15 protein-coding genes and 2 pseudogenes are annotated in these 19472 nt (G+C 33.1%); 6 read left to right on the forward strand and 11 right to left on the reverse strand.

All coding sequences use genetic code 11. The features are described from left to right. Positions 1-50: 50 nt before the first annotated feature. The 6 genes and pseudogenes from QWZ06_RS15210 to QWZ06_RS15235 all read right to left on the reverse strand — a co-directional run bounded on the left by QWZ06_RS15210 (position 51) and on the right by QWZ06_RS15235 (position 5988). Positions 51-1132 (reverse strand): annotated as a pseudogene (locus QWZ06_RS15210) (chorismate mutase). A gap of 395 nt (positions 1133-1527) precedes the next feature. After that, complete coding sequence (locus tag QWZ06_RS15215) at positions 1528-2109, reverse strand: DUF8439 domain-containing protein (protein WP_290299287.1); 582 nt, start codon at positions 2107-2109, stop codon at positions 1528-1530. A 32-nt stretch (positions 2110-2141) separates the two neighbouring features. After that, the gene (gene dnaX, locus QWZ06_RS15220; RefSeq protein ID WP_290299289.1) at positions 2142-3227 is read right to left on the reverse strand and encodes a DNA polymerase III subunit gamma/tau; all 1086 of its coding nucleotides are present in this window, start codon (positions 3225-3227) and stop codon (positions 2142-2144) included. Between the two features lie 103 nt (positions 3228-3330). Next, entirely contained in the window at positions 3331-3966 is a 636-nt protein-coding gene (locus QWZ06_RS15225) for a TetR/AcrR family transcriptional regulator (RefSeq protein WP_290299291.1), read from the reverse strand. A gap of 6 nt (positions 3967-3972) precedes the next feature. Next, positions 3973-5229: an aminotransferase class I/II-fold pyridoxal phosphate-dependent enzyme gene (locus QWZ06_RS15230; protein ID WP_290299292.1), complete on the reverse strand. Its 1257-nt coding sequence runs from the start codon at positions 5227-5229 to the stop codon at positions 3973-3975. A 405-nt stretch (positions 5230-5634) separates the two neighbouring features. Then, on the reverse strand, positions 5635-5988 hold the full coding sequence (locus tag QWZ06_RS15235; protein ID WP_290299294.1) for a helix-turn-helix domain-containing protein: 354 nt from the start codon (positions 5986-5988) through the stop codon (positions 5635-5637). A gap of 883 nt (positions 5989-6871) precedes the next feature. Between QWZ06_RS15235 and QWZ06_RS15240 the strand changes: the two genes are divergently transcribed. The 6 genes and pseudogenes from QWZ06_RS15240 (at position 6872) to QWZ06_RS15265 (ending at position 13680) form a co-directional block, all read left to right on the forward strand. After that, positions 6872-9865 carry an ATP-binding protein gene (locus tag QWZ06_RS15240; RefSeq protein ID WP_290299296.1) on the forward strand — a complete coding sequence of 998 codons (2994 nt, stop codon included), beginning with the start codon at positions 6872-6874 and terminating at the stop codon, positions 9863-9865. A gap of 6 nt (positions 9866-9871) precedes the next feature. Next, complete coding sequence (locus tag QWZ06_RS15245; RefSeq protein WP_290299298.1) at positions 9872-10483, forward strand: response regulator transcription factor; 612 nt, start codon at positions 9872-9874, stop codon at positions 10481-10483. Between the two features lie 398 nt (positions 10484-10881). Then, positions 10882-11960 (forward strand): annotated as a pseudogene (locus QWZ06_RS15250) (MFS transporter). Positions 11961-12158: 198 nt separating this feature from the next. Next, the gene (locus QWZ06_RS15255) at positions 12159-12572 is read left to right on the forward strand and encodes a hypothetical protein (protein WP_290299301.1); all 414 of its coding nucleotides are present in this window, start codon (positions 12159-12161) and stop codon (positions 12570-12572) included. Between the two features lie 315 nt (positions 12573-12887). Next, positions 12888-13235 (forward strand): DoxX family protein, encoded by a 348-nt coding sequence (locus tag QWZ06_RS15260; protein WP_290299303.1) that lies wholly within the window; start codon positions 12888-12890, stop codon positions 13233-13235. Positions 13236-13242: 7 nt separating this feature from the next. Then, positions 13243-13680 (forward strand): hypothetical protein, encoded by a 438-nt coding sequence (locus QWZ06_RS15265; protein ID WP_290299304.1) that lies wholly within the window; start codon positions 13243-13245, stop codon positions 13678-13680. 96 nt (positions 13681-13776) lie between these two features. Here QWZ06_RS15265 and QWZ06_RS15270 read toward each other — a convergent pair whose 3' ends face one another. The 5 genes from QWZ06_RS15270 to QWZ06_RS15290 form a co-directional block, all read right to left on the reverse strand. Further along, positions 13777-14190, reverse strand: coding sequence for a hypothetical protein (locus QWZ06_RS15270; protein WP_290299306.1), 414 nt, complete (start codon positions 14188-14190; stop codon positions 13777-13779). 736 nt (positions 14191-14926) lie between these two features. Then, on the reverse strand, positions 14927-16231 hold the full coding sequence (locus QWZ06_RS15275; protein ID WP_290299308.1) for a tetratricopeptide repeat protein: 1305 nt from the start codon (positions 16229-16231) through the stop codon (positions 14927-14929). A gap of 432 nt (positions 16232-16663) precedes the next feature. Continuing rightward, positions 16664-17248, reverse strand: a complete 585-nt coding sequence (locus QWZ06_RS15280) for a hypothetical protein (RefSeq protein ID WP_290299310.1) — start codon at positions 17246-17248, stop codon at positions 16664-16666. Between the two features lie 44 nt (positions 17249-17292). Further along, positions 17293-18303 (reverse strand): serine hydrolase domain-containing protein, encoded by a 1011-nt coding sequence (locus QWZ06_RS15285; RefSeq protein WP_290299312.1) that lies wholly within the window; start codon positions 18301-18303, stop codon positions 17293-17295. A 93-nt stretch (positions 18304-18396) separates the two neighbouring features. Next, positions 18397-19461 (reverse strand): helix-turn-helix domain-containing protein, encoded by a 1065-nt coding sequence (locus tag QWZ06_RS15290; protein WP_290299315.1) that lies wholly within the window; start codon positions 19459-19461, stop codon positions 18397-18399. Positions 19462-19472: the final 11 nt, after the last annotated feature.

Raw genomic sequence — 19472 nt, forward strand, 5'->3', positions numbered from 1 at the left:
CCTAAATTCTTACTCCCTAAGCCCTAGTCCTATTATCTTTTGTCTACGATTTATTTTTTATCGATCATGATATTGTTCTGTACTTCAATAGATTCTTCGTGAATCGCCTTGAATACTTTCTCAATAAAATCCTGAGACATTCCTGTTTCTTTTGCTTTTTGCGTTGCGTATTCTGTAATCACTTTCCAACGTTCAGGCTGGAAGATCGCGATATCGTTTTCTTTTTTAAGTTTACCGATTTTTTCTGAGATTTTCATCCTTTGAGAAAGAAGTTCAATTAATTGGAAATCAAGATCAGAGATCAGAGTTCTGTGTCTTCCCATTTCTCCTTCGAAACCAGCAAGATTTGTACTTCTTACTTTCAAATTACCAATTAATTCAGCCAACACTTCAGGCGTAATCTGTTGTGCAGCATCACTCCAAGCTTCATCAGGGTTAGAGTGAGTTTCGATAATTGCTCCTTGGTAGCCTACGTTAAGTGCTTCCTGGGTAATATCTGCTAATCCTGTTCTGTTTCCACAAATATGAGATGGGTCAATCAACATTGGAATATCAGGGAACTGGCTTTGAAATCAAGAGCAATCTGCCAGTTAGGGTTATTTCTGTATTTTGTTTTTTGGTATGTTGAAAATCCTCTGTGAATTACACCCAGGTTTTTAATATCCTGACCTAATAGTCTCTCCAAAGCTCCGATCCACAAAGCCAAATCCGGATTTACAGGGTTTTTAACAAATACAGGTTTATCCGTTCCTCTTAAAGCCATAGCGATTTCCTGTACCGTGAAAGGGTTTACAGTAGAACGAGCTCCAATCCAAAGAACATCCACATCAGCTTCTAATGCTGCAAATACGTGATGTGCGTTAGCAACTTCAGTAGCTGTTTTGAAACCATACTCTTCCTTTACTTTTTTTAGCCAGTTCAAACCGATCACTCCTACTCCTTCAAAACCATTAGGTTTGGTACGAGGTTTCCAAATTCCTGCACGGAATACTGATACTTGAGCGTTAGACTCTTTAATTCTTCTCGCTGTTTCAAGCATCTGAGCTTCACTTTCTGCGCTACATGGTCCAGCAATCATTAAGGGTTGTGTAAGCCCGCTAATCCACTCGTTTTTTAAATCTTTTAAATTCATATTCTAAATTTTATTGTTTTTATATTTTTTGTTAAGTTCACAGCAATAGCCCTTTGATTATAAAATTTACTTTATAATTCTTTTCAAAAAATGCCGTTCAAAGTTGTTTAAAGGAATCAGGAAAATAAAAGGGCTCTACTTCTCCTGTATTTTTTGGAAAGAAATTTTATTAACAGTACCAATAAAATCGGTAATACGTTCTAAAATTTCTATAATAAGAAGCAGAAAAGCTAAAGTAACCGCTAAAATAATTAGCGGGTGTAAAGAAAGACAGATATGTATTAGATAATTTTTCCATTTTACTCTGGAAATGTCTTTGTTTTAGCGTTTCTTACTATAATTTGTTTTTGTCGAAAAGTTGTTTTTCGCAGAAAACTTTGACAAATATATAAAAATTATGTCAAATCAAACTTCATTAAATCATCAAGATCTCTCAAAAGTGGATTTTTTTCTATGAATTTTTCAAATGTTTTTCTTTTGGTAACCACCTCAATCTTCAGATTCTCAACGTCTCGCACGTATTCTATCTCAATAGAATAATTTTGAACTTTTCTTCTTAAATGATTAAAAAATTCTCCACTAATTTTATCAAACTCTACTTTTGCAGAATCGGAAGGAAATAAAACAGTGATTTTGTTTTCTTCTTTTTTCTCCAGCTTAAAAGTTTTAACTGCATTAAAAACAAAGGTATTTTTTACCTGCAACTGTTTAAGCATGATTTTCCATTCTACCTGCAGATCAGTATCTGTAAAATGGTTTTTAGGAAGATGATCTGTTTTTATGGCCACCTCTTCTTTAGTATCTACTTTCTCCTCTTTATTTAAAAAGGAGTTGATACTAAAGCCGGAAGAAACTCCGGTTCTGGATAAAGGTTTGGTTGTTTTGCTTATAGAACTTTCCTGAACACTTTCAGTTTGTACTGATGGTTCTGCCTTAATGGGTTCTTTTTTCTCCTGAACTTTTTCAGGAATTTTCACTTCCTGTTTCTCACTGAGAAACGGAGCCAGTATCAGGAATTTTTTTTTTTAGTAACGTCTGAATTAGCAGTCAGCGAAGCCAATTGCATTAATGCAATTTCAACAGTAAGTCTTGGGTTCTTGGAATTTTTATAATTAATATCCGCATGGTTACAAATTTCAATTCCGTCAATCAGTTGTTGGGCGACCCATTTCTGTCCTTGCTCTACAAACTTAGACTTTGTTTTCTCTCCTACTTCAATCAGGTCAATAGTTGAAGCATTTTGTGCCATCATTAAATCGCGGAAATGATTTCCGAGGCCGGCAACAAAAATATGAGGATCAAACCCTCTTTTAACAATATCATTAAAAGCGGAAAGCACTTCTGGAATTTTATTTTCCTTGGCAAGATCTACAATATTCAGATATTGATCATAATCCAGAATATTCAATACTTCGGCTGCTTTTGCCAGAGTAATATTCCTTTGAGAGAATGTAGAAAGTCTGTCGAAGATAGAAAGAGCATCTCTTAATGCGCCATCAGCTTTTTGGGCAATCAGGTACAACGCATCATCTTCATACTGTATATTTTCTTTCTGAGCAATATTTCTAAGATGTCCCTGAATGTCTTCAATGGTGATTCTTTTAAAATCATAAATCTGACAACGGGATAGAATGGTTGGAATAATTTTATGTTTTTCTGTAGTTGCCAAAATAAAAATGGCATGTGCAGGAGGCTCTTCCAACGTTTTAAGGAAAGCATTGAAAGCAGCAGAAGACAACATATGAACCTCATCAATGATATATACTTTGTATTTACCTACCTGAGGGGCAAAGCGTACCTGATCAATCAGTTCCCTAATATCATCTACAGAGTTATTAGATGCAGCATCCAATTCGTAGATATTATAAGCAAACCCATCTTCTGAAACAGATCCGTCTTTCTCGTTGATCTTTCTTGCTAAAATTCTAGCACAAGTAGTCTTCCCTACTCCACGAGGCCCGCAGAAAAGTAAGGCTTGAGCTAATTGACTATCTTCAATTGCGTGTTCTAAAGTATCCGTAATATGAGATTGCCCTACAACTGTGTCAAATTCTTGAGGACGATATTTTCTTGCAGATACTATAAAATTTTCCATTGGTCAAAAATAAGAAATATAGTTTTAATTTGAAAATTAAAAGTTTTCAAATTATCCACAAGGAGCTTAATCCTGTCTTAATTGGAAAACTTTTAATTCATCTTTAATTACTTTTTTTCTGATAAGCAAAATTGATGATATCTACAATTGCTTTTTCTATTTCACCTCTTCCCTCTTCCGTCTTCATGTCAAGGCCACAGAACTCACTTGCATTATAGGCAGGGTAAAGGTTTAGGTAATAAGCACCAGAAACAATTAAAGCGATAATAGCCCTGAATCTTTTTGCCTCTTCACCAAAATAAGGATCAGTAATATTTTCGAACAGCAATTTACCAACATCTTCTCTTTCCTGTACAAGCTTTCGAAGGATTGGTTTACTCTCAGAAAGTTCCCAAAGAATAATTTTTTGAAGTTCTTTATTCTTCTTCAAATTTTCAAACTGAGAAAGAATGCCTTTTGTTAAAGCATCCTGCCCTTTGCTTGATTGCTGCTCTTCTTCAATATTCGGACTGAACTTGCTCCAATAATCCTGAGACTTGATATACTCATCAATAAGCTTATCTGTACTTCCAAAGTACTCATATATAAGCTTTTTATCGAAGCCAGCTACTGCTGCAATTTTACTTACTTTTAATCCGGAGTAACCTTTTACTCTTAAAATTTTACCTACTGCTGCCAGCAGCTTTTGCTTGGTTTTTTCTTTGTCCCTAATTGGGCCCTGCACTACTTTTCTAGGCATAATTTATTATTTTTTTGCAATATGCATTTTTTTATTAATATCATCAAAGACATTAAGTGTTTTGTCGAGATGTTCCTTCTCGTGTCTCGCCGTCACGCTCATTCTGATTCTAGCATCTTTTCTAGGTACAGCTGGATACATAATAGGATTTGTATAAACACCTTCATCAATCAACATTTTACCTATATCCCACATTTTACTTTGGTCTCCAATTTTCACTGGAATAATAGCTGAACACGTAATTCCGGTATCCAGGCCTAAGTCATCCAGACCTTTCTTTAAATAGTGGATGTTATTCCATAGTCTTTCTCTCCAAATCGGTTCTTCATCAATTAATTCGATAGCTGTAACGATTCCGGCGGAGGAAGGTGGAGCGGTAGCGGAGAAAATCTGTTGTCTGGATTGAAACTTAAGAAAAGAGGCTATTTTTTTATTGGTAATAACGTACCCGCCTAAATTTCCAAAAGTTTTGCTGAAAGTACCTGTAATAAAATCTACTTTATCTAGCAAATTTGGATCTTCAAGAGTTCCTCTTCCTGTTTTTCCCATAATGCCAACGCCGTGTACGTCATCTACCATCAGGTAGGCATTATATTTCTTAACAAGATCATATATTTCGCTAATACGTGAGGTGTCACCATCCTGAGAATAGACTCCATCCACAATAACGAGTTTCGTACGGTACGTATTTTCAGATATCTTCAAAATGTGTTCCAAAGCTTCCAAATTATTATGTGGAAACGTTTTTTTATTTGTAAAAACACATCCTTCATGTACACTTGCATGTACTGAACTATCCAGAATGGCAATATCTTCCTTCTGTAGCAATATTTGCAAAGTGGCACTGTTAGCTGTATATCCGGTTGTAAAGATAACAGCTTCATCTTCATTTCTACCAAAAAAATTAGCAATTTTTTTTTCCAGAGCATAATGATAATCAAAATACCCACCAATAAGTGGTGTAGCTCCGGTACCTGTTCCGTATTTTTCTATCCCTTCGATAGCAGCCTGTTTTACTTTCGGGTGCTGTGTAAATCCTAAATAATCACTAGACACAAAGCTTACATACTGCTTATTTTGATCCGCAATATTGATATTTAATGTAGCATTAGTTCCTGAGGTATTTCTCAGTCTATAGTTCATGTGTCCTCTAGCCTTCATATTATCTAGAAATTCATAAAAGTAATCGGCTCTTTGAGCAATATCATAATCAGGGATATTCTCAAAATCCTTAAATGTTGCTGTCGCAAAATCAATGTTCATCCTAAGTTAGTTATTTAGTGGGGGGTTTAAGTAGCAAATATATAACTATTAAAGAGGCTTCAAGAGGTTTATGAAATTAAAAAAACATTAAAGACATAACACTTTTGAAGTCAAATTAACTACATACTCGCTGCTTTTTTAAATATTCTTTATTTTGATTCAAGTCGTTTTCTAAATATAAATTTAATAAAAAAAAGAAACTCATAAACCAATATAAATAAACAAACCGTAAAAAATTCATCCCATTAATTACAACTATCTCATTTATAAATCATTATTTTTCTCATTAATTCATCAACATAAAAGATCAACAAATCAGTAAAGATATTTCTAACAGATCTTATTGTTAAATTCAATGCTAAAAAAATTTCAACTCCAATTAATAAGGTTTTAAGAACTAAAAATTCATCTTTTGAATGACTTCCTGAAATCACCAGGTGTATTCCCTGTCATTTTTTTAAAGAATTTTGAAAAATTTGAAGGGTCATAAGTAAAAATACGTGCAATTTCTGCAACAGATTGATCTGAATTTATAAGCATTTGTTTGGCTTGTTTAATAATTTCTCCATCATAAAAGTGACAAGGATGCTGCCCCGTTTCTTTTTTTATGGTATCTGTAAGATGTTTATGAGAAACAGCCAGATGTCCTGCAATTTCATTTACCTCCATAAAATCAGACACTTCTCCTGAAATAACTTTCTGGATATGGCTTTCTAAAAAACTAAAATACTGGTGGGTAATCTCTTCACTTCTTTTCATCTTGTTTTTTACTTATAATTAATTAAAATTATAAAAATAAAAGTACGAATTAAAATCCACATGGTGAACTTTTCGGATAATTAATAAAGATAATAACTCTACTTTTTTAGCCTAAAAAAAAATAGCTCAATCTCTATCTCTTCATTCAATTTCAGTAACATTCTGTTGGGTGATAAAAACAAAAGATCTCCTAATTGAGACCTTTATTTGGGGATAAAATCGTTTGTGTTTATAGAATCATTATGAGAGTAAATAATCTCTTTTTCATCACTGTAGGAACTGTTTGCAAAAGTATGAAACCTGTCAAATCCTATCAAAAATAAGATGTAGAATAAACCTCATTTTTTTGTAAAACTTTTACTACAAAAACATAATATACAAAGACTATTCACAACACACTACACAGAATAAAAAACGGCAATAATAAAAAAAACATATCTCATTGAATTTCAATATTATTAATCCGCAAAAACTTGGAAACATCTCCTATTACTCACTTTCTATAGTATTCGGATCTCATAAAATGAATACCGTGAAAACAAATACAGATTTAAATACGATTCACTAAAGTCAAATTCGTAAATAAATTATCACCTTATGTAGAAATATTACTACAAAAAAGCCGACTAATATCAGTGTCTCTATCAATAAATACAGACAAAACTTATAATAAAACACATCAAAACATGCTGATTTATCTGTATAATTTCATTATTTTTACAGCATCAAACGAAAGTATTTAACGCTTAAAAACACAGAAGCAAAAAATTAATGACAAAAACTTATTTCCAATCGTTCCCCTCTATTAAAAAAACTTCGACTTGTACAAAAACTATTATTAACCGTTTTTTGCTTTAGGGCAAAAGACACAGATCAGTTTTGCATGAGAGTTTGGGCATTGTTTTTTACTTGCTTATATTTCAACATATACGGACAACGCTATACATCGACCTGGTATAATATTGACAATGGACTTCCACAAAGTAGTGCGAAGGCTATTGTTAAGGATAAGTATGGCTTTATCTGGATCTCTACAGAAAATGGTCTTGTACGTTATGACGGAAGCTCTTTCATTACCTTTAATAACTTTAAAATAAATAATCTTCACTTTGGAGAATTTATTGGGGATCAGCGCATGGATAGCATTACAGTTCTCAATGATTTCCAAGAGAATAAGATTATCATTAAAAACAGATTTCCTCAGCTCACAAAACTTCACAGCAGTGATAAGATAACGTATACTACAGGAAAGGAATTCGTGCATAGGGTTGCCAATAATATCCTGGCTTGCAATTTTTATAATGACATCCAATATTATGTAAAGCTCAAAAATTCCACCTACAGTTTTACTGAAAAGAATATGATCATTTATAAAGATGACAAGGGGAATGAAACAAATATATTTATTCCATTTTCCAACAAGGATCTGAATAGTATGTTTGTATTTAATGAAGTTCTTTTCATTAATGACATGAAAAATAGGAAAACTTATGCCATTGCTAATGGAAAGCTTTCTATCCATCAGGAACCCAGTCTTTTTAATGATCCCAAAACAAGGGTTTATTGGCAGCAAATTACCAATCAAACCTTTATCATCAACAACAATGATATTTACATCGTAGTAGGCAATGAAAAAAAGCCTGAGCTGAAATTTCTTGTAAAATACAATGAAATAGGAAGTCATTCTTACTGCTCCATGTTTTATGGCTGGAAGTTCAATAAACTTTATCTTGGAACTTTAAACAATGGATTAAATGTTTTAAAGCTATCTGATTTTTATGTATCCAGAAAAAAAGCGGACTTTTCCAATAACGTTTACTATGCTTCTCTCCCATTCAGCAAGAATACCATCATTGCAGAAGACGGTACTGAATTCGGAAGAGAAGGAATTGTAAAGAAATACCCGTTTGGTAATAATGACAATTATATTATGATGTATGACAAACCCGGAAATATCTTGATCCGGAAGAGAAACAGCATCATTAAGTTTTATAAAGACTCTGGTTATAAGAAAAAAGATTCTACTTTCATCAAGTCAGGTTTTGAAGCTTTTTTACAAAGTGGAAATCTTTATGGTAAGTCTTTTTCGGAGAATTCAAAAAGTCAGCTTCAGATTTTCAAAGATGATGTGTTCGCAAAACCGGATTACAGCTATGAGTTTGATAGCTTTGTTAATAATTTTTTCCAATACAGTGAAAATGAAATTTTAGTAGGCAGCAGTGATGGTCTGTATTCTGTAGTTTTGGGAAGCAAAAAGATTACTCCAATTCATAAAAACATTCACGTTAAAAGCATTGTCAGAACAAAGGATAATTTAACCTGGGTGATGACCAATAAGGATGGCTTCTTCCTTCTCAGGAATCGGAAACTCATCAAAATGCCTAATGACAGGAGTAATAATCTAATGTCTGCTCATTATATTCTTGAAGATCAAAAAGGATTCTATTGGATATCTTCCAACAACGGACTCTTTAAGGTTCCTAAAAAGCAACTCTTACAATATGCACAAGACAGGAAAAGCCCTGTTTATTATTATCGTTTCACAAAAAGAGACGGATTTCTCACCAATGAGTTCAATGGAAGTTCACAACCCAATGCCTATGCACTGGAAAATGGAGATTTTGTGTTTCCTTCAATGGACGGGTTTGTGTTTTTCAATCCGGATCATGTCAGAACGTTCTATCCTGATAAAAACAAAATGTATATTGAAAGAGTAAGGATTGGAAATTCTGACCCGCAATATTTCCATCATATTCTAGATCTTCAAAATAATTATAAAACAGCAGAAATTTTTATTGATGTTCCTTATTTTTCCAATCTGGAAAACCTTTATTTAGAGGCTAAGATCTCTGGAAAGGAAAGCTCTGATTGGGAACCGATTGCTACAGGAAAGGAATTGAAATACACCATCAGCAATCTTGCTCCGGGAGACTACACCCTAAGCATTAGAATGTTGGTTTCTCCTGATGGAAAATTTGAACAAAAATCCATCCGATTTAAGATTCAACCTCTTTTTTATCAGACATTGCTGTTCCGAGTTTCTGCATCTATCATTATCTTGATTATCATTATTGTGATAGTTCAGCTAATGACCAATTTTTTAAGAATAAAGAACAGAGTCCTAAAGCAGATTGTTCACAATAAGAATTCGGAACTGAAAGAAACTTCCCTTAATCTGGAAGTGGTAAAAAGTGATTTGCGAAAGGAAACGGAATATCAGAAAAAATTGGTGGAAACAATTAGTCATGATATTACCACTCCTATAAGATTCATTGCTATGCTCTCGCAGAAACTTCATGAATCTGATGATCTGGAACTGCAGAAAAAATATTTTGACAGTATTTATAAGTCTTCTGAACAACTTTATCAGTTCACTCTAAATTTAAAAGAATATACTGAACTTTATAAGGCTGAGAATATCTTTGAAGAAGAGGAATACCCGATCAACAGGATTCTTGAGATCAAGAAAAAACTCTTTTGTGAAATTGCAAAAGAAAGAGGAACTACAATCATTAACACAGCAGGAATTAATGTTTATTCTAAAGTTAATGAAAGCATTTTAACCGCCATTATCCATAATATTCTTGATAATGCTGTAAAAAATACATTTGACGGAAAAATACATCTTAATGCAATAGAAATTAATCAGAAAATCACAATAACAATCACTGATACTGGAACGGGAATGCCGGATGAACAGATCAATATGTACATGAATTTATTCAGAAATCCTAAACTGGAAACTCCCAGCTTTAAAGGAAAGGGACTGGGACTGCATATGGTTATTCATTTGGTAAAAAAAATCAATGCTGAAATCGCTTTCAGACATAACCAGCCTCAGGGAACAATTGTGGAATTAATGCTCAATAAAAACTAATTTACTATGAACGAAAGAATCTTAATCGCTGATGATCACTATGTAGTCAGAGCAGGAACCGCCTTAGTCCTCGAATCGGGGTTTCCGGAGCTGAAGATAGATTTTGCTGAAAATTATGCACAGGTTAAAAAAATGCTGGAATCTCAGGATTACAGTCTTATTATTTTAGATATTGACATGCCGGGAACTCAATACAAAAAGATGATTTCCGAGCTTAAAGCTATACAAAATACAATCAAGATCCTTGTATTTTCAGGCTATGATAAAGATGTAGCGATACAATATATCCGAGAGGGTGCTGAAGGTTACTTAAACAAACAAAGCAGTGAAGAAGAGATTAAAAATGCAGTTCGAACTGTTATTGAAAAAGGGTATTTCTACCCTGCAGAATTAATCGGGCTTATTATTCAGAACAAAAAAAGTAATCCTGCCGAAAAGCTGTCATCTCGTGAATATGAAATTTTTAAGCTTTTAGCGGATGGCAACGGAAACCTTGAAATTGCCAACAAACTCAATATACAAATGTCTACGGTAAGTACTTATAAAAAAAGAATTTTCCAGAAGCTTGATGTGGCTAATATTGCTGAATTGATCAAGGTGTACGAAATGATGCACTGATCGTTGGGTGCTGGAAGCTGGAAGAACGGGATTATCAAATGTTCAGAATCAATGTAATCTTATTTTATTAATTGGGAAAAGAGCTTGAGTTGATGGAGTCATGAGTTTCAATCATCTATTCAATAAAAACATCCATCTCTCCTCTTCCAGCATCCGTCTCATCATCATTACTTCCTATTATAATCATTGAAACAATGATTTTTACAATTAAAAAATAATCAGGAAATTTACGGAATCTTATTGTCTATGAAACCACTGCATATTAATTGCAAAAAATCATGAATCCATTGGAAAAAGCTGATCAGGGAAGCAGACGTTTCCGATATATAAAACTTTGTATTTTCTTTTCCGGACTTTCTGTATTCGCGCAGCTTTATCTTTTTCAGCCGATGCTTCCCATGGCTGCAGAACATTTCAATGTATCTGTGGGAGATACCTCTTTGCTTGTTTCGTCATCTACCATCGGAATGGCATTGGGGTTATTATTCTTTGCTTTTAAGGCTGATAGCTATTCCCGGAAAGGATTGATGGTGTTTTCGTTAATCTCATCTGCTTTACTGACTATTATTTCAACATGGATTCCAAGCCTTACCCTTCTGATTGCTATTGGAATATTCAAAGGATTTGTTGTCTCCGGTGTTTCAGCCGTTGCTCTTGCCTATCTTACCGAAGAAGTAAGTACTGCAGTCATAGGAGCTGCTATCAGCATGTACCTTAGTGGAAACACTATTGGCGGAATGAGCGGAAGAATATTGGCCACCATTTGGCGGGTGAATTTGGCTGGCGTAATGCCGTTTTGGCAATCGGAATAGAAAGTCTGATCCTAGGTGTTATATTCTGGAAATTATTTCCTGAATCAAAGTTTTTTAATCCCCAAAAGACAGATTATCATCTTAAGGTAAAGCAAATGAAGTTTTTCTTTACCAATCCTTATATGCTTCGATTATACTTTACAGCAGCTCTCTTAATGGGAGTTTTTGTGAGTGTTTACAATTACCTTACTTTCAGATTGGAGGCTCAGCCGTTTTCACTAAGTCACTTTATCATTGCTTTTATATTTCTGATGTATATTTTCGGGGTTTTTGGAACAATGACTGTTGGCCGCCTTTCTAAAAAAATCCCTTCAAATACGATTCTAAAAGGTTCTATCCTTTGTATGTTGATAGGAGCTTTATTATTATTGTCAGAAAACCTTTATATTCTCATTTTTGGTCTTGGATTATTTACTTTTTCCTTTTTTGCCGCTCATACAATGGCAAGCCAAATGACAGCGCTTTATGCCAAACGCGGCAAATCTTCAGCTACTTCTATTTACTGGCTGTTTTATTACTTTGGATCCAGTATTCTGGGAAGTGGGACAGGATACCTTCTTCACTCCTATTCCTGGAATGTTTTCATTGCTTTTCTTATTATTTCTATAGTTATTGCTCTTTTTTTAATAACGGCCAATGCTTCTCCAAAAGATAAACAACACTAATACCACATAGGTACCACATTTTATTGTAGAGAAAAACAATTTGAAACTGCTATATCGTGTTATTTTAACATATTCTTAATTTTTCATATTAAAAATTTAACCTAGTATTCACGGAAACAAGGCCTTACAACACAATGCAAGGCATAGTATTTGCTATTTATATATCACCATATCATCCATTAAAAAATTCAAAATATTATGAATGTAGCAGATCTTAAAATCAAAAACTTAGTCGAGTACAAAAATCAGATTTATACGATCACTGAAATTTTTCAGAGTATAGAGCAGGCATATTTTGTTAAAATTGAAAATGATATTCACAGTATTTCAATTCCGGCAGATTCTATCAGACCTATTAAAATTACAGAAGAATGGCTTGTAAAACTGGGCTTTTCAAAAACGTACAGCTCAGATAAAAGCATCAGATATGAAAGACCGGAAACTTTTATAAAATACGACATCGACTTGAGTTCCAGAAAAATACTGGAAGGGTTGAAAATTTATGGTAATGCCATTAAATGTAAGTATATCCACGAGTTCCAAAACATTTTCTCGTGCTTATTTGGTAAAGAACCTGCTTTACACTTTGGCTACCTGAAGACAGAATCATAGTTAAATAGTTCTTAGTTATCGAAAACCACAGTTTAATCATATAGACTGTGGTTTTCTTTTTTTACAGTACTATTTCCTTTCCCACAAAAGAAAAGATCTGTTCTCTGCTTGAAAACTCAGGTTTAAAGGTTCATGCAACCTATGGAGAATGGCAGTTTAATAACTTCCTGCCAACCAGCGAAGAAATGATCTTTGTGGGAAATTTACAATCATACATAAAACTTAAAATTCCGAAAAATTCACCATAGATAAGTCATGCATTTCGTGCATATTTGTATGAATCTATTTCTTCAATCAATATAAAAAACACCTGATATGATTTTAAAAATTATTAATTCATTGCTTATTCTTACCGCAGTTTTTATGGGTTTTAAGCAGGGAATTGCCATGTTCTCAGGAAAAGCAGAAATGAACGCAATGTTCGGAAAATGGGGGTTTGATAAAACCGGGCTGATGATCAATGGAGCGGTCACCATCCTTGCCTCCATCCTGATATTATTTCCCAAAACATTTGTCTGGGGAAACTTTTTGATGGCCGCAGGTATTTTATTAATTATCTGTTTTCATCTTTTGGATAAAGATTTTAAAGGAGTCCTTATAGAGCTCCCGTTTCTTTTCCTCAACCTATTGATTATTTACCTTCAACATCCTCTTAAAAATTAGTTTTGTTATGAGATCCTTCAATTTTGCAATACTATTAGCCTTAAGCCTACCGTGTATTGCCTGTGGCCAGCATACCACCAAAGAAAAACAAACCTCAACATTACAATCTTCGAAAAAACAACAGATAATGGATACATCAAAAATATCAGATCCACAAGTAAAACAAGCTATCGATGCTCTTCAAGCGGGAGACAAAAGCTGGTACAGTTTTTTTACCGAGAATCCAGCCATGACTGATGATGGCAATAAGGTTGATTTTAAATCTTTTTTTGCTAATGCCTTAGGCAAAGAAATGTTCCTCAGCATTGATCGGGTGGAAAATGAAGGAAAAAATATCCATGGTAATTTTAAAGCCGGGCAATGGGGAACATTTCCGGTATTCTTCAAGTTTCATAAGAATGCTGAAGGAAAGTTTGACCGCCTGGATATCGGACAGGATAAATAAAAACACTTATTTTTAGAATGCATAAGGCTGCCTCACTCTGAGACAGCCTTTTAGCACTTATCTAAAAATCGTGCTGATACTAATGAAGATTGTTTTTTAGCTTTTAAAAACTACTTTATTGGCTAGTTTTAAAGTATAAGCATTCTTATTTTTTGTCAAAGAATACTGTCCTTTTTTATATACTACAGCTTTTTTAGATGCTATTTTATCAAGCACTAAGCTTCCATCAGATGAAGGCAGGAATATTTCTGCTTTTTTCCCATCTTCGCTAAGAATTACTGCGGCATTAGAAGTGTAGGATTTTTTTGTATCTACTTCCTTCAACTGTATTTTTTCTTCAAAAATTCTTACACAGTCATTTTTTATCACTGAGAATGTATATCCTGCAGATCCTTTACAACCATGCTTATCTTTATCTGAACCGGCACCTTTGGGACTAAGTTGTGCTGAAGCACCTGTAGCAAACATTACCACTGCCATTGCTGTAATAAATTGTTTTACGTTTTTCATATATGTTTAATTTAATCAAATGAATTTACTTATTTTTTCTCACATGTCTTTCTGTTGATTATTAAATTTACCTTATAATTTCTCAACATACTTTCATTGACAATACTTTCATTATAAAGAGGGGCGAATCATTGTGTTTTAAGAATCTCTATTATTTTTTTAAGGCATCTATTTTTTGCCCCTCTTTTATTTTGCAAATTTTAAAAACTTATTAAAAATAACAACAATATACCCCTACTACATATGTACCACATTTGTTATTTTTTCCCTAAAAAAGGCCATTTATCGATATTAATCTATAAAAAATGTCTAAAATCGATTAACAAAAAATTATGCCACCCATAGGATCTATTTTTGTGAGTTATGATCCTTGTACATTAATTAATCAAAGAAGTCTATACTGTGGATTAAGAATAGTATCAGATCAAAAAGATTGATCAACTCAACATCAACTCTATATCAAAAGGAAATATAGCATTAACCCATAAAAAAGAGATTACTTCAAATAGGATGAGTAATCTCTAAACACTAAGATTTTTGAAACTCATCTAAATCACTATGTGAGAAAGTATAGCTAATAAAAGATGACTTGTACATGGTAAACAATAAAAAAAACAAAAAGAAAACACGAGTATTCACCTACCACATATCTACTACATTATTTAGAGCCATTTGTTCTACACAGCTTAAAAGCCATATAACCGGTAAAGTTTTTCTTGTTTCTGGTTTTTTAATTTTATAAGGAATCAAAGAAAATAAACAGTTCCTGCTCAGTAGGAACATTCAATTTCTTTCGTAAACGGTGTTTTTTCTGCTGTACAGATTTGTGTTGAATAAATGTATATTCAGCAATTTCTTTTGAGGTAAAATTAAGCTTTATCATTGCACAAAATGCCATTTCTGAGGCTCCAAGTCTCGGGTTTATTTCCAAAAGTCTTGGGCAAAACTCAGGATAGATTTCCTGAAACCTTGTCAAAAATGTAGAATCATTCTTTTTAGCCAATCCTACCAATTCATCAAAAGAATCATTAATCCTGCTTTTAAGTGAGAGTGCTTCACTTTTGAATTCGTTTTTCTTTTGCCTTAGTGCCCTGTTATGTCTGTAAAGTAAAATAAAAACCATCAGAGATAAGATAGCAATAATACCGATATAAATGTAAATTTTCTTGTGAAAGCCATTGGATTCTTCGTCTTTATCACTCAACATATGGTCTATCGAAATATTGATCGCTTCATTCTGAATATTTTCCAATGCTGTTTTTTCTTCCGTATATTTTTGCATCGCCTCTTCTTCTTTCTGCGGCTCATTCAGCATTCTATACGTTTTTGCTATGGACTCATAGACTCCAGGAATATTGTAAAGCCTGTTGGTCTTGTTATAATTATCTAATGCTTTATTATAATAATCTAAAGCTGTTTTATAATCTTTCTCTGCAAAATAATAGTCTCCATATGTCAAATACACAAAACCACTCTGGACATTTACTTTACCGGTATTAACAATTTTTTCAGATGCTTTCTGAAGATATATCAGGGTAGAATCCTTTCTTTTGGTATACATTAAATGATGTTTAGCCAATAATGTATTGAGAAGAACCCCTTGTCCATCAATTCTCTTCCCTTTCTGCAAATAAATATAAGCCGAATCTGCTTTATTGGATTTATATAGGAAATCGGCTCTGTTGGCATAAAGCCTGTATAGATAAAATTTTCTTTTCTCCTGATCTGAAATATTTTTAATATAATATAGCCCTTTTGCATTCAGCTCCAAAGCACTTTTATACAAACCAATTACCCCATTTAACTGACCATGTTCCTGATAGAGTCTTGCTTTTAAAACAGGGCTATTGACTTTCTTCAGTTCTTTTTCAGCCAATGAAAGATAAGATAGTCCTCTTTTATAATTTCCGATGGTTGCTGAAATATTAGAAATATTGATATAGCAAAGAATAATACCTTCTTTGTAATTTTTTTCTTCTGCCAGATTCAGATAGTCTTTATTAAGACGAACAAGATTTTCATAATCCCCCTGAATACGCAATGATTCTGTCTTTTTAAGCAGAATACTATCAAACTTTTGATGTGAAAAAACTCCCTGACCATACACTGATCCGGCATAGCACAGTAGAAATAAAAAAAGAAGATTATATGAATAAAATATTCGGTTTAATGGAAAAGGGAACATGTTTTTAGTTATTTAAAGATAATAATTGTTAGATTTTAAATCATTTGTATGTGTAACATAAATGTTTGATTACTAATAAATTTGGTTCATTTTAGTTTTTTTGTATTGCTTACAAATAGTATTCCAAAAACAAAAGTTTCTTTTTAATATGAAAAATAATGTTTGAGGGCTCAAAAGATAGTATTAATTTATTTTTCTTTTAAGTTTTTTACGAAAAAAGAAGTTATCCCAATCTAGGGATAACTTCAAATATTGTGTTGGATAGGCTAAAAAAATATTTCCGCGCTGCTATTTAATTTTTTTAAATTCAATATTAGACATATTAACTCCTGACAACATAAATCCTTTAATTTTATTCTTTTTATCATATTTAAAATCAAGCTGTCCAAAAAATGACTGGTGAGAATATAGAGTTTCCGGGCTTAAAGGATACAATCTTACCTTATTATTCATGGAATGTCTGGCAATCAGCCTACCCTCCTCTAGCACCAATTGATAAATGGTATTAAATTCTTCATTTTTATAGTATCCGGTAAATTGATGCAGATCGATTTTATCTTCTCTTAAAGGCTTTAAGGTTATTTTTTTACAAGTAAATATAAAATCTCCGATACTCAGTTTAGCTGATTCATGATAAAACGTAAGGCTTGCTGTTGGAATTGCTGAAATTCCAAATTTATTGTCACCAACGATGGTAAGAGGAGTTTTATCACCTTCCATATAAAGATTATTACCTTCTGAATGTATAGTAAGATAATTTCCAGGATTCATTTCATAAGTCCCTTCAAAGCTCTTTAGTTCTGCAGGCGTATAGGCTATCTTTTTAGGTAAAGAAGGCAGATTTTCATGTTCTTTCAGAAAAAGATCCACCAATTTATAAGCAATCAATAAGCCATCAAAAGTTCCCTTATTTCCAGTCAGAACAATAGATAAATTGTAGGCTGGAATATGAAGGATATAAGCTCTGTAACCGGCTGTTCCGCCACCGTGGAAACAATATCCAACCCTTTATACTTTCCGGTTTGCAGCCCTAATCCATATTCTATCCTTTCGCCTGTATTCAACACCGTATTTTGTTGCATTGTATTATAAATTTCACGAGATCCTATAACAGGTGATTGAAAATTGATTGCCCATTTACACAGGTCATTCAAGGTAGTAAAAATATTTGAAGATCCGTTTTCCATTTGTCCAAGGGAATATTTGGAGAAAACGCCATTTTTTTCCTGATAAGAATATGCTTTATTGGGAATTATCTTTTCGGGATCATCTATCGCATTTGTATGATTCATCTGAAGAGGATTAAAAATATATTCTTTAACAATCTCATTGAATTCTTTTTTATAAATCCTGTGAAGAATTTCAGCAAGCAGCATAAAACCAGTATTATTATATTTGTATTGCTGTCCGGGAGGAAAATTAAAATTTTTGATCGCAAGAACTGTTTTCACCGCTTCGGCATTGGTTACTCTGACTTCGTCTCCAAATCCCTGCATTCTTTTAATACTTGTAAAATCCGGTAAACCATGAGTATGATTAGCCAATTGCCGGATGGTAATCTTATAAGGCAAATGCTTCAGCTCCGGAAGATAAATTCTGATATCGTCATTGAATGACAATCTTCCTTCCTTCTCAGCCAGAAGAGCTACAAATGCTGTAAATTGTTTCGAAATGGATGCAATATCAAAAGCTGTAGAATCTTTTACGGGAATCTGATCTTCAAGATTTGCCAGCCCATACATCTTCTTATAAATAACCTTACTATTTTTCACAATGCCCACTGCCATTCCCGGAGCATTGGTCTGTGAATAAGTATTAATTATTGAATCAGCTTTTTCTAATTCATTTTTCTGAACGGTTTGTCCGAAAGATATTCCTCCATTTAAAATGCAAAAAAGGAATAGAATAAATTGAATTGATGTCTTCATTATATTTGATTTTTAAATAATGAAGCAAATCTGGAGTTTTATATTATTTTAAACATCCGAGTATCAGAAATCGAACTCTTTTAAAGAAAAAAATCAGTCCGATTTAAAGTCGGACACTAGTAAACCTGCTGATTTCCTGTAATCTGTAGGTGTTTGATTGGTTTCTTTTTTAAAGGCGGTATAAAAAGATGATTTAGAATTAAATCCTACTTCATACAGAATTTCCAACACGGTAAGTTGATGATTCTCTTTCAAAAGTTTCTTCGCATCATGAATTCTGAATTCATTTATAAAATCAAAAAAATGTTTACCTGTATGGTGATTAATAAGCAAGGAAAGCTGCTTCTCGGACATATTCATCTGCTCTGCAAGCTTCTGTAGGGTAAGTTTATCATCCAAATAAGGCTTTTCCGTTTTCATAAAATCCATAAGTATTTTCAGTTGTTCAGGCTCTTCTTTGATTTCTTGTACGGGTTTGATGGGGGTCAGATTTTTATCAATTCCGGCAAATAGATTGGGACGATATAAAGCATTTAGGACCAACCAGCTGATAACGAATAAAACAAACACTGAAGAAAATGCGTATAATCCGAAAAAAACAGTATTATTATCCTTTACAAACCCTCTCAACAGGACAAAAATATTACCAATCAAAAAAATGACAGTAGTCTGAAACAGCCACTTATACGTAAGATGATGATTGTTTGAATAGTTCTCCCGATACACTTTTCTGAAAACCTGCAATACCCAAAATATTGCAATGATATAACAATAATACTGAAACATGGAAACCCTATCCAACCATTGATTACTTTGTTTTGAAATCCCGGAAATACTAAATAAACAGAAAAAGAATAAAAACGGTAATCCGTGCAGCAGATGCTTCCTTCGAAGTTTAAAATTATAATAGCACGCCGAATTGACATACAGGTAATACAATGGCATCTGCAACAGAATACTGGAAAGTTTCAATCCTTGAATAATCTTATGATCAGGTAGTGACAGAAAAAAACCGGAAAGGTCTATTACAGAAACCAAAAGAAATGCAGCAAATAGATAATGAGGTAATTTTCTTTCCGATTTTGCTGTAATCAGAAAAAAACTCAATAATAAAAACAGGAAAAATATAATCTTACCTATATCGTTTATTAGTTCCATATCTACCTTTT

It is taken from the genome of Chryseobacterium tructae, from assembly GCF_030409875.1.
GTDB lineage: Bacteria > Bacteroidota > Bacteroidia > Flavobacteriales > Weeksellaceae > Chryseobacterium > Chryseobacterium tructae.

Excerpts from the sequence above, each read along its gene's own strand:
- QWZ06_RS15290 (WP_290299315.1), bottom strand. The coding sequence starts at position 19,461 with ATGGAACTAATAAACGATATAGGTAAGATTATATTTTTCCTGTTTTTA.
- QWZ06_RS15260 (WP_290299303.1), top strand. The coding sequence starts at position 12,888 with ATGATTTTAAAAATTATTAATTCATTGCTTATTCTTACCGCAGTTTTT.
- QWZ06_RS15225 (WP_290299291.1), bottom strand. The coding sequence starts at position 3,966 with ATGCCTAGAAAAGTAGTGCAGGGCCCAATTAGGGACAAAGAAAAAACC.
- dnaX (WP_290299289.1), bottom strand. The coding sequence starts at position 3,227 with ATGGAAAATTTTATAGTATCTGCAAGAAAATATCGTCCTCAAGAATTT.
- QWZ06_RS15285 (WP_290299312.1), bottom strand. The coding sequence starts at position 18,303 with ATGAAGACATCAATTCAATTTATTCTATTCCTTTTTTGCATTTTAAAT.
- QWZ06_RS15230 (WP_290299292.1), bottom strand. The coding sequence starts at position 5,229 with ATGAACATTGATTTTGCGACAGCAACATTTAAGGATTTTGAGAATATC.
- QWZ06_RS15265 (WP_290299304.1), top strand. The coding sequence starts at position 13,243 with ATGAGATCCTTCAATTTTGCAATACTATTAGCCTTAAGCCTACCGTGT.
- QWZ06_RS15240 (WP_290299296.1), top strand. The coding sequence starts at position 6,872 with ATGAGAGTTTGGGCATTGTTTTTTACTTGCTTATATTTCAACATATAC.
- QWZ06_RS15235 (WP_290299294.1), bottom strand. The coding sequence starts at position 5,988 with ATGAAAAGAAGTGAAGAGATTACCCACCAGTATTTTAGTTTTTTAGAA.
- QWZ06_RS15255 (WP_290299301.1), top strand. The coding sequence starts at position 12,159 with ATGAATGTAGCAGATCTTAAAATCAAAAACTTAGTCGAGTACAAAAAT.
- QWZ06_RS15270 (WP_290299306.1), bottom strand. The coding sequence starts at position 14,190 with ATGAAAAACGTAAAACAATTTATTACAGCAATGGCAGTGGTAATGTTT.
- QWZ06_RS15245 (WP_290299298.1), top strand. The coding sequence starts at position 9,872 with ATGAACGAAAGAATCTTAATCGCTGATGATCACTATGTAGTCAGAGCA.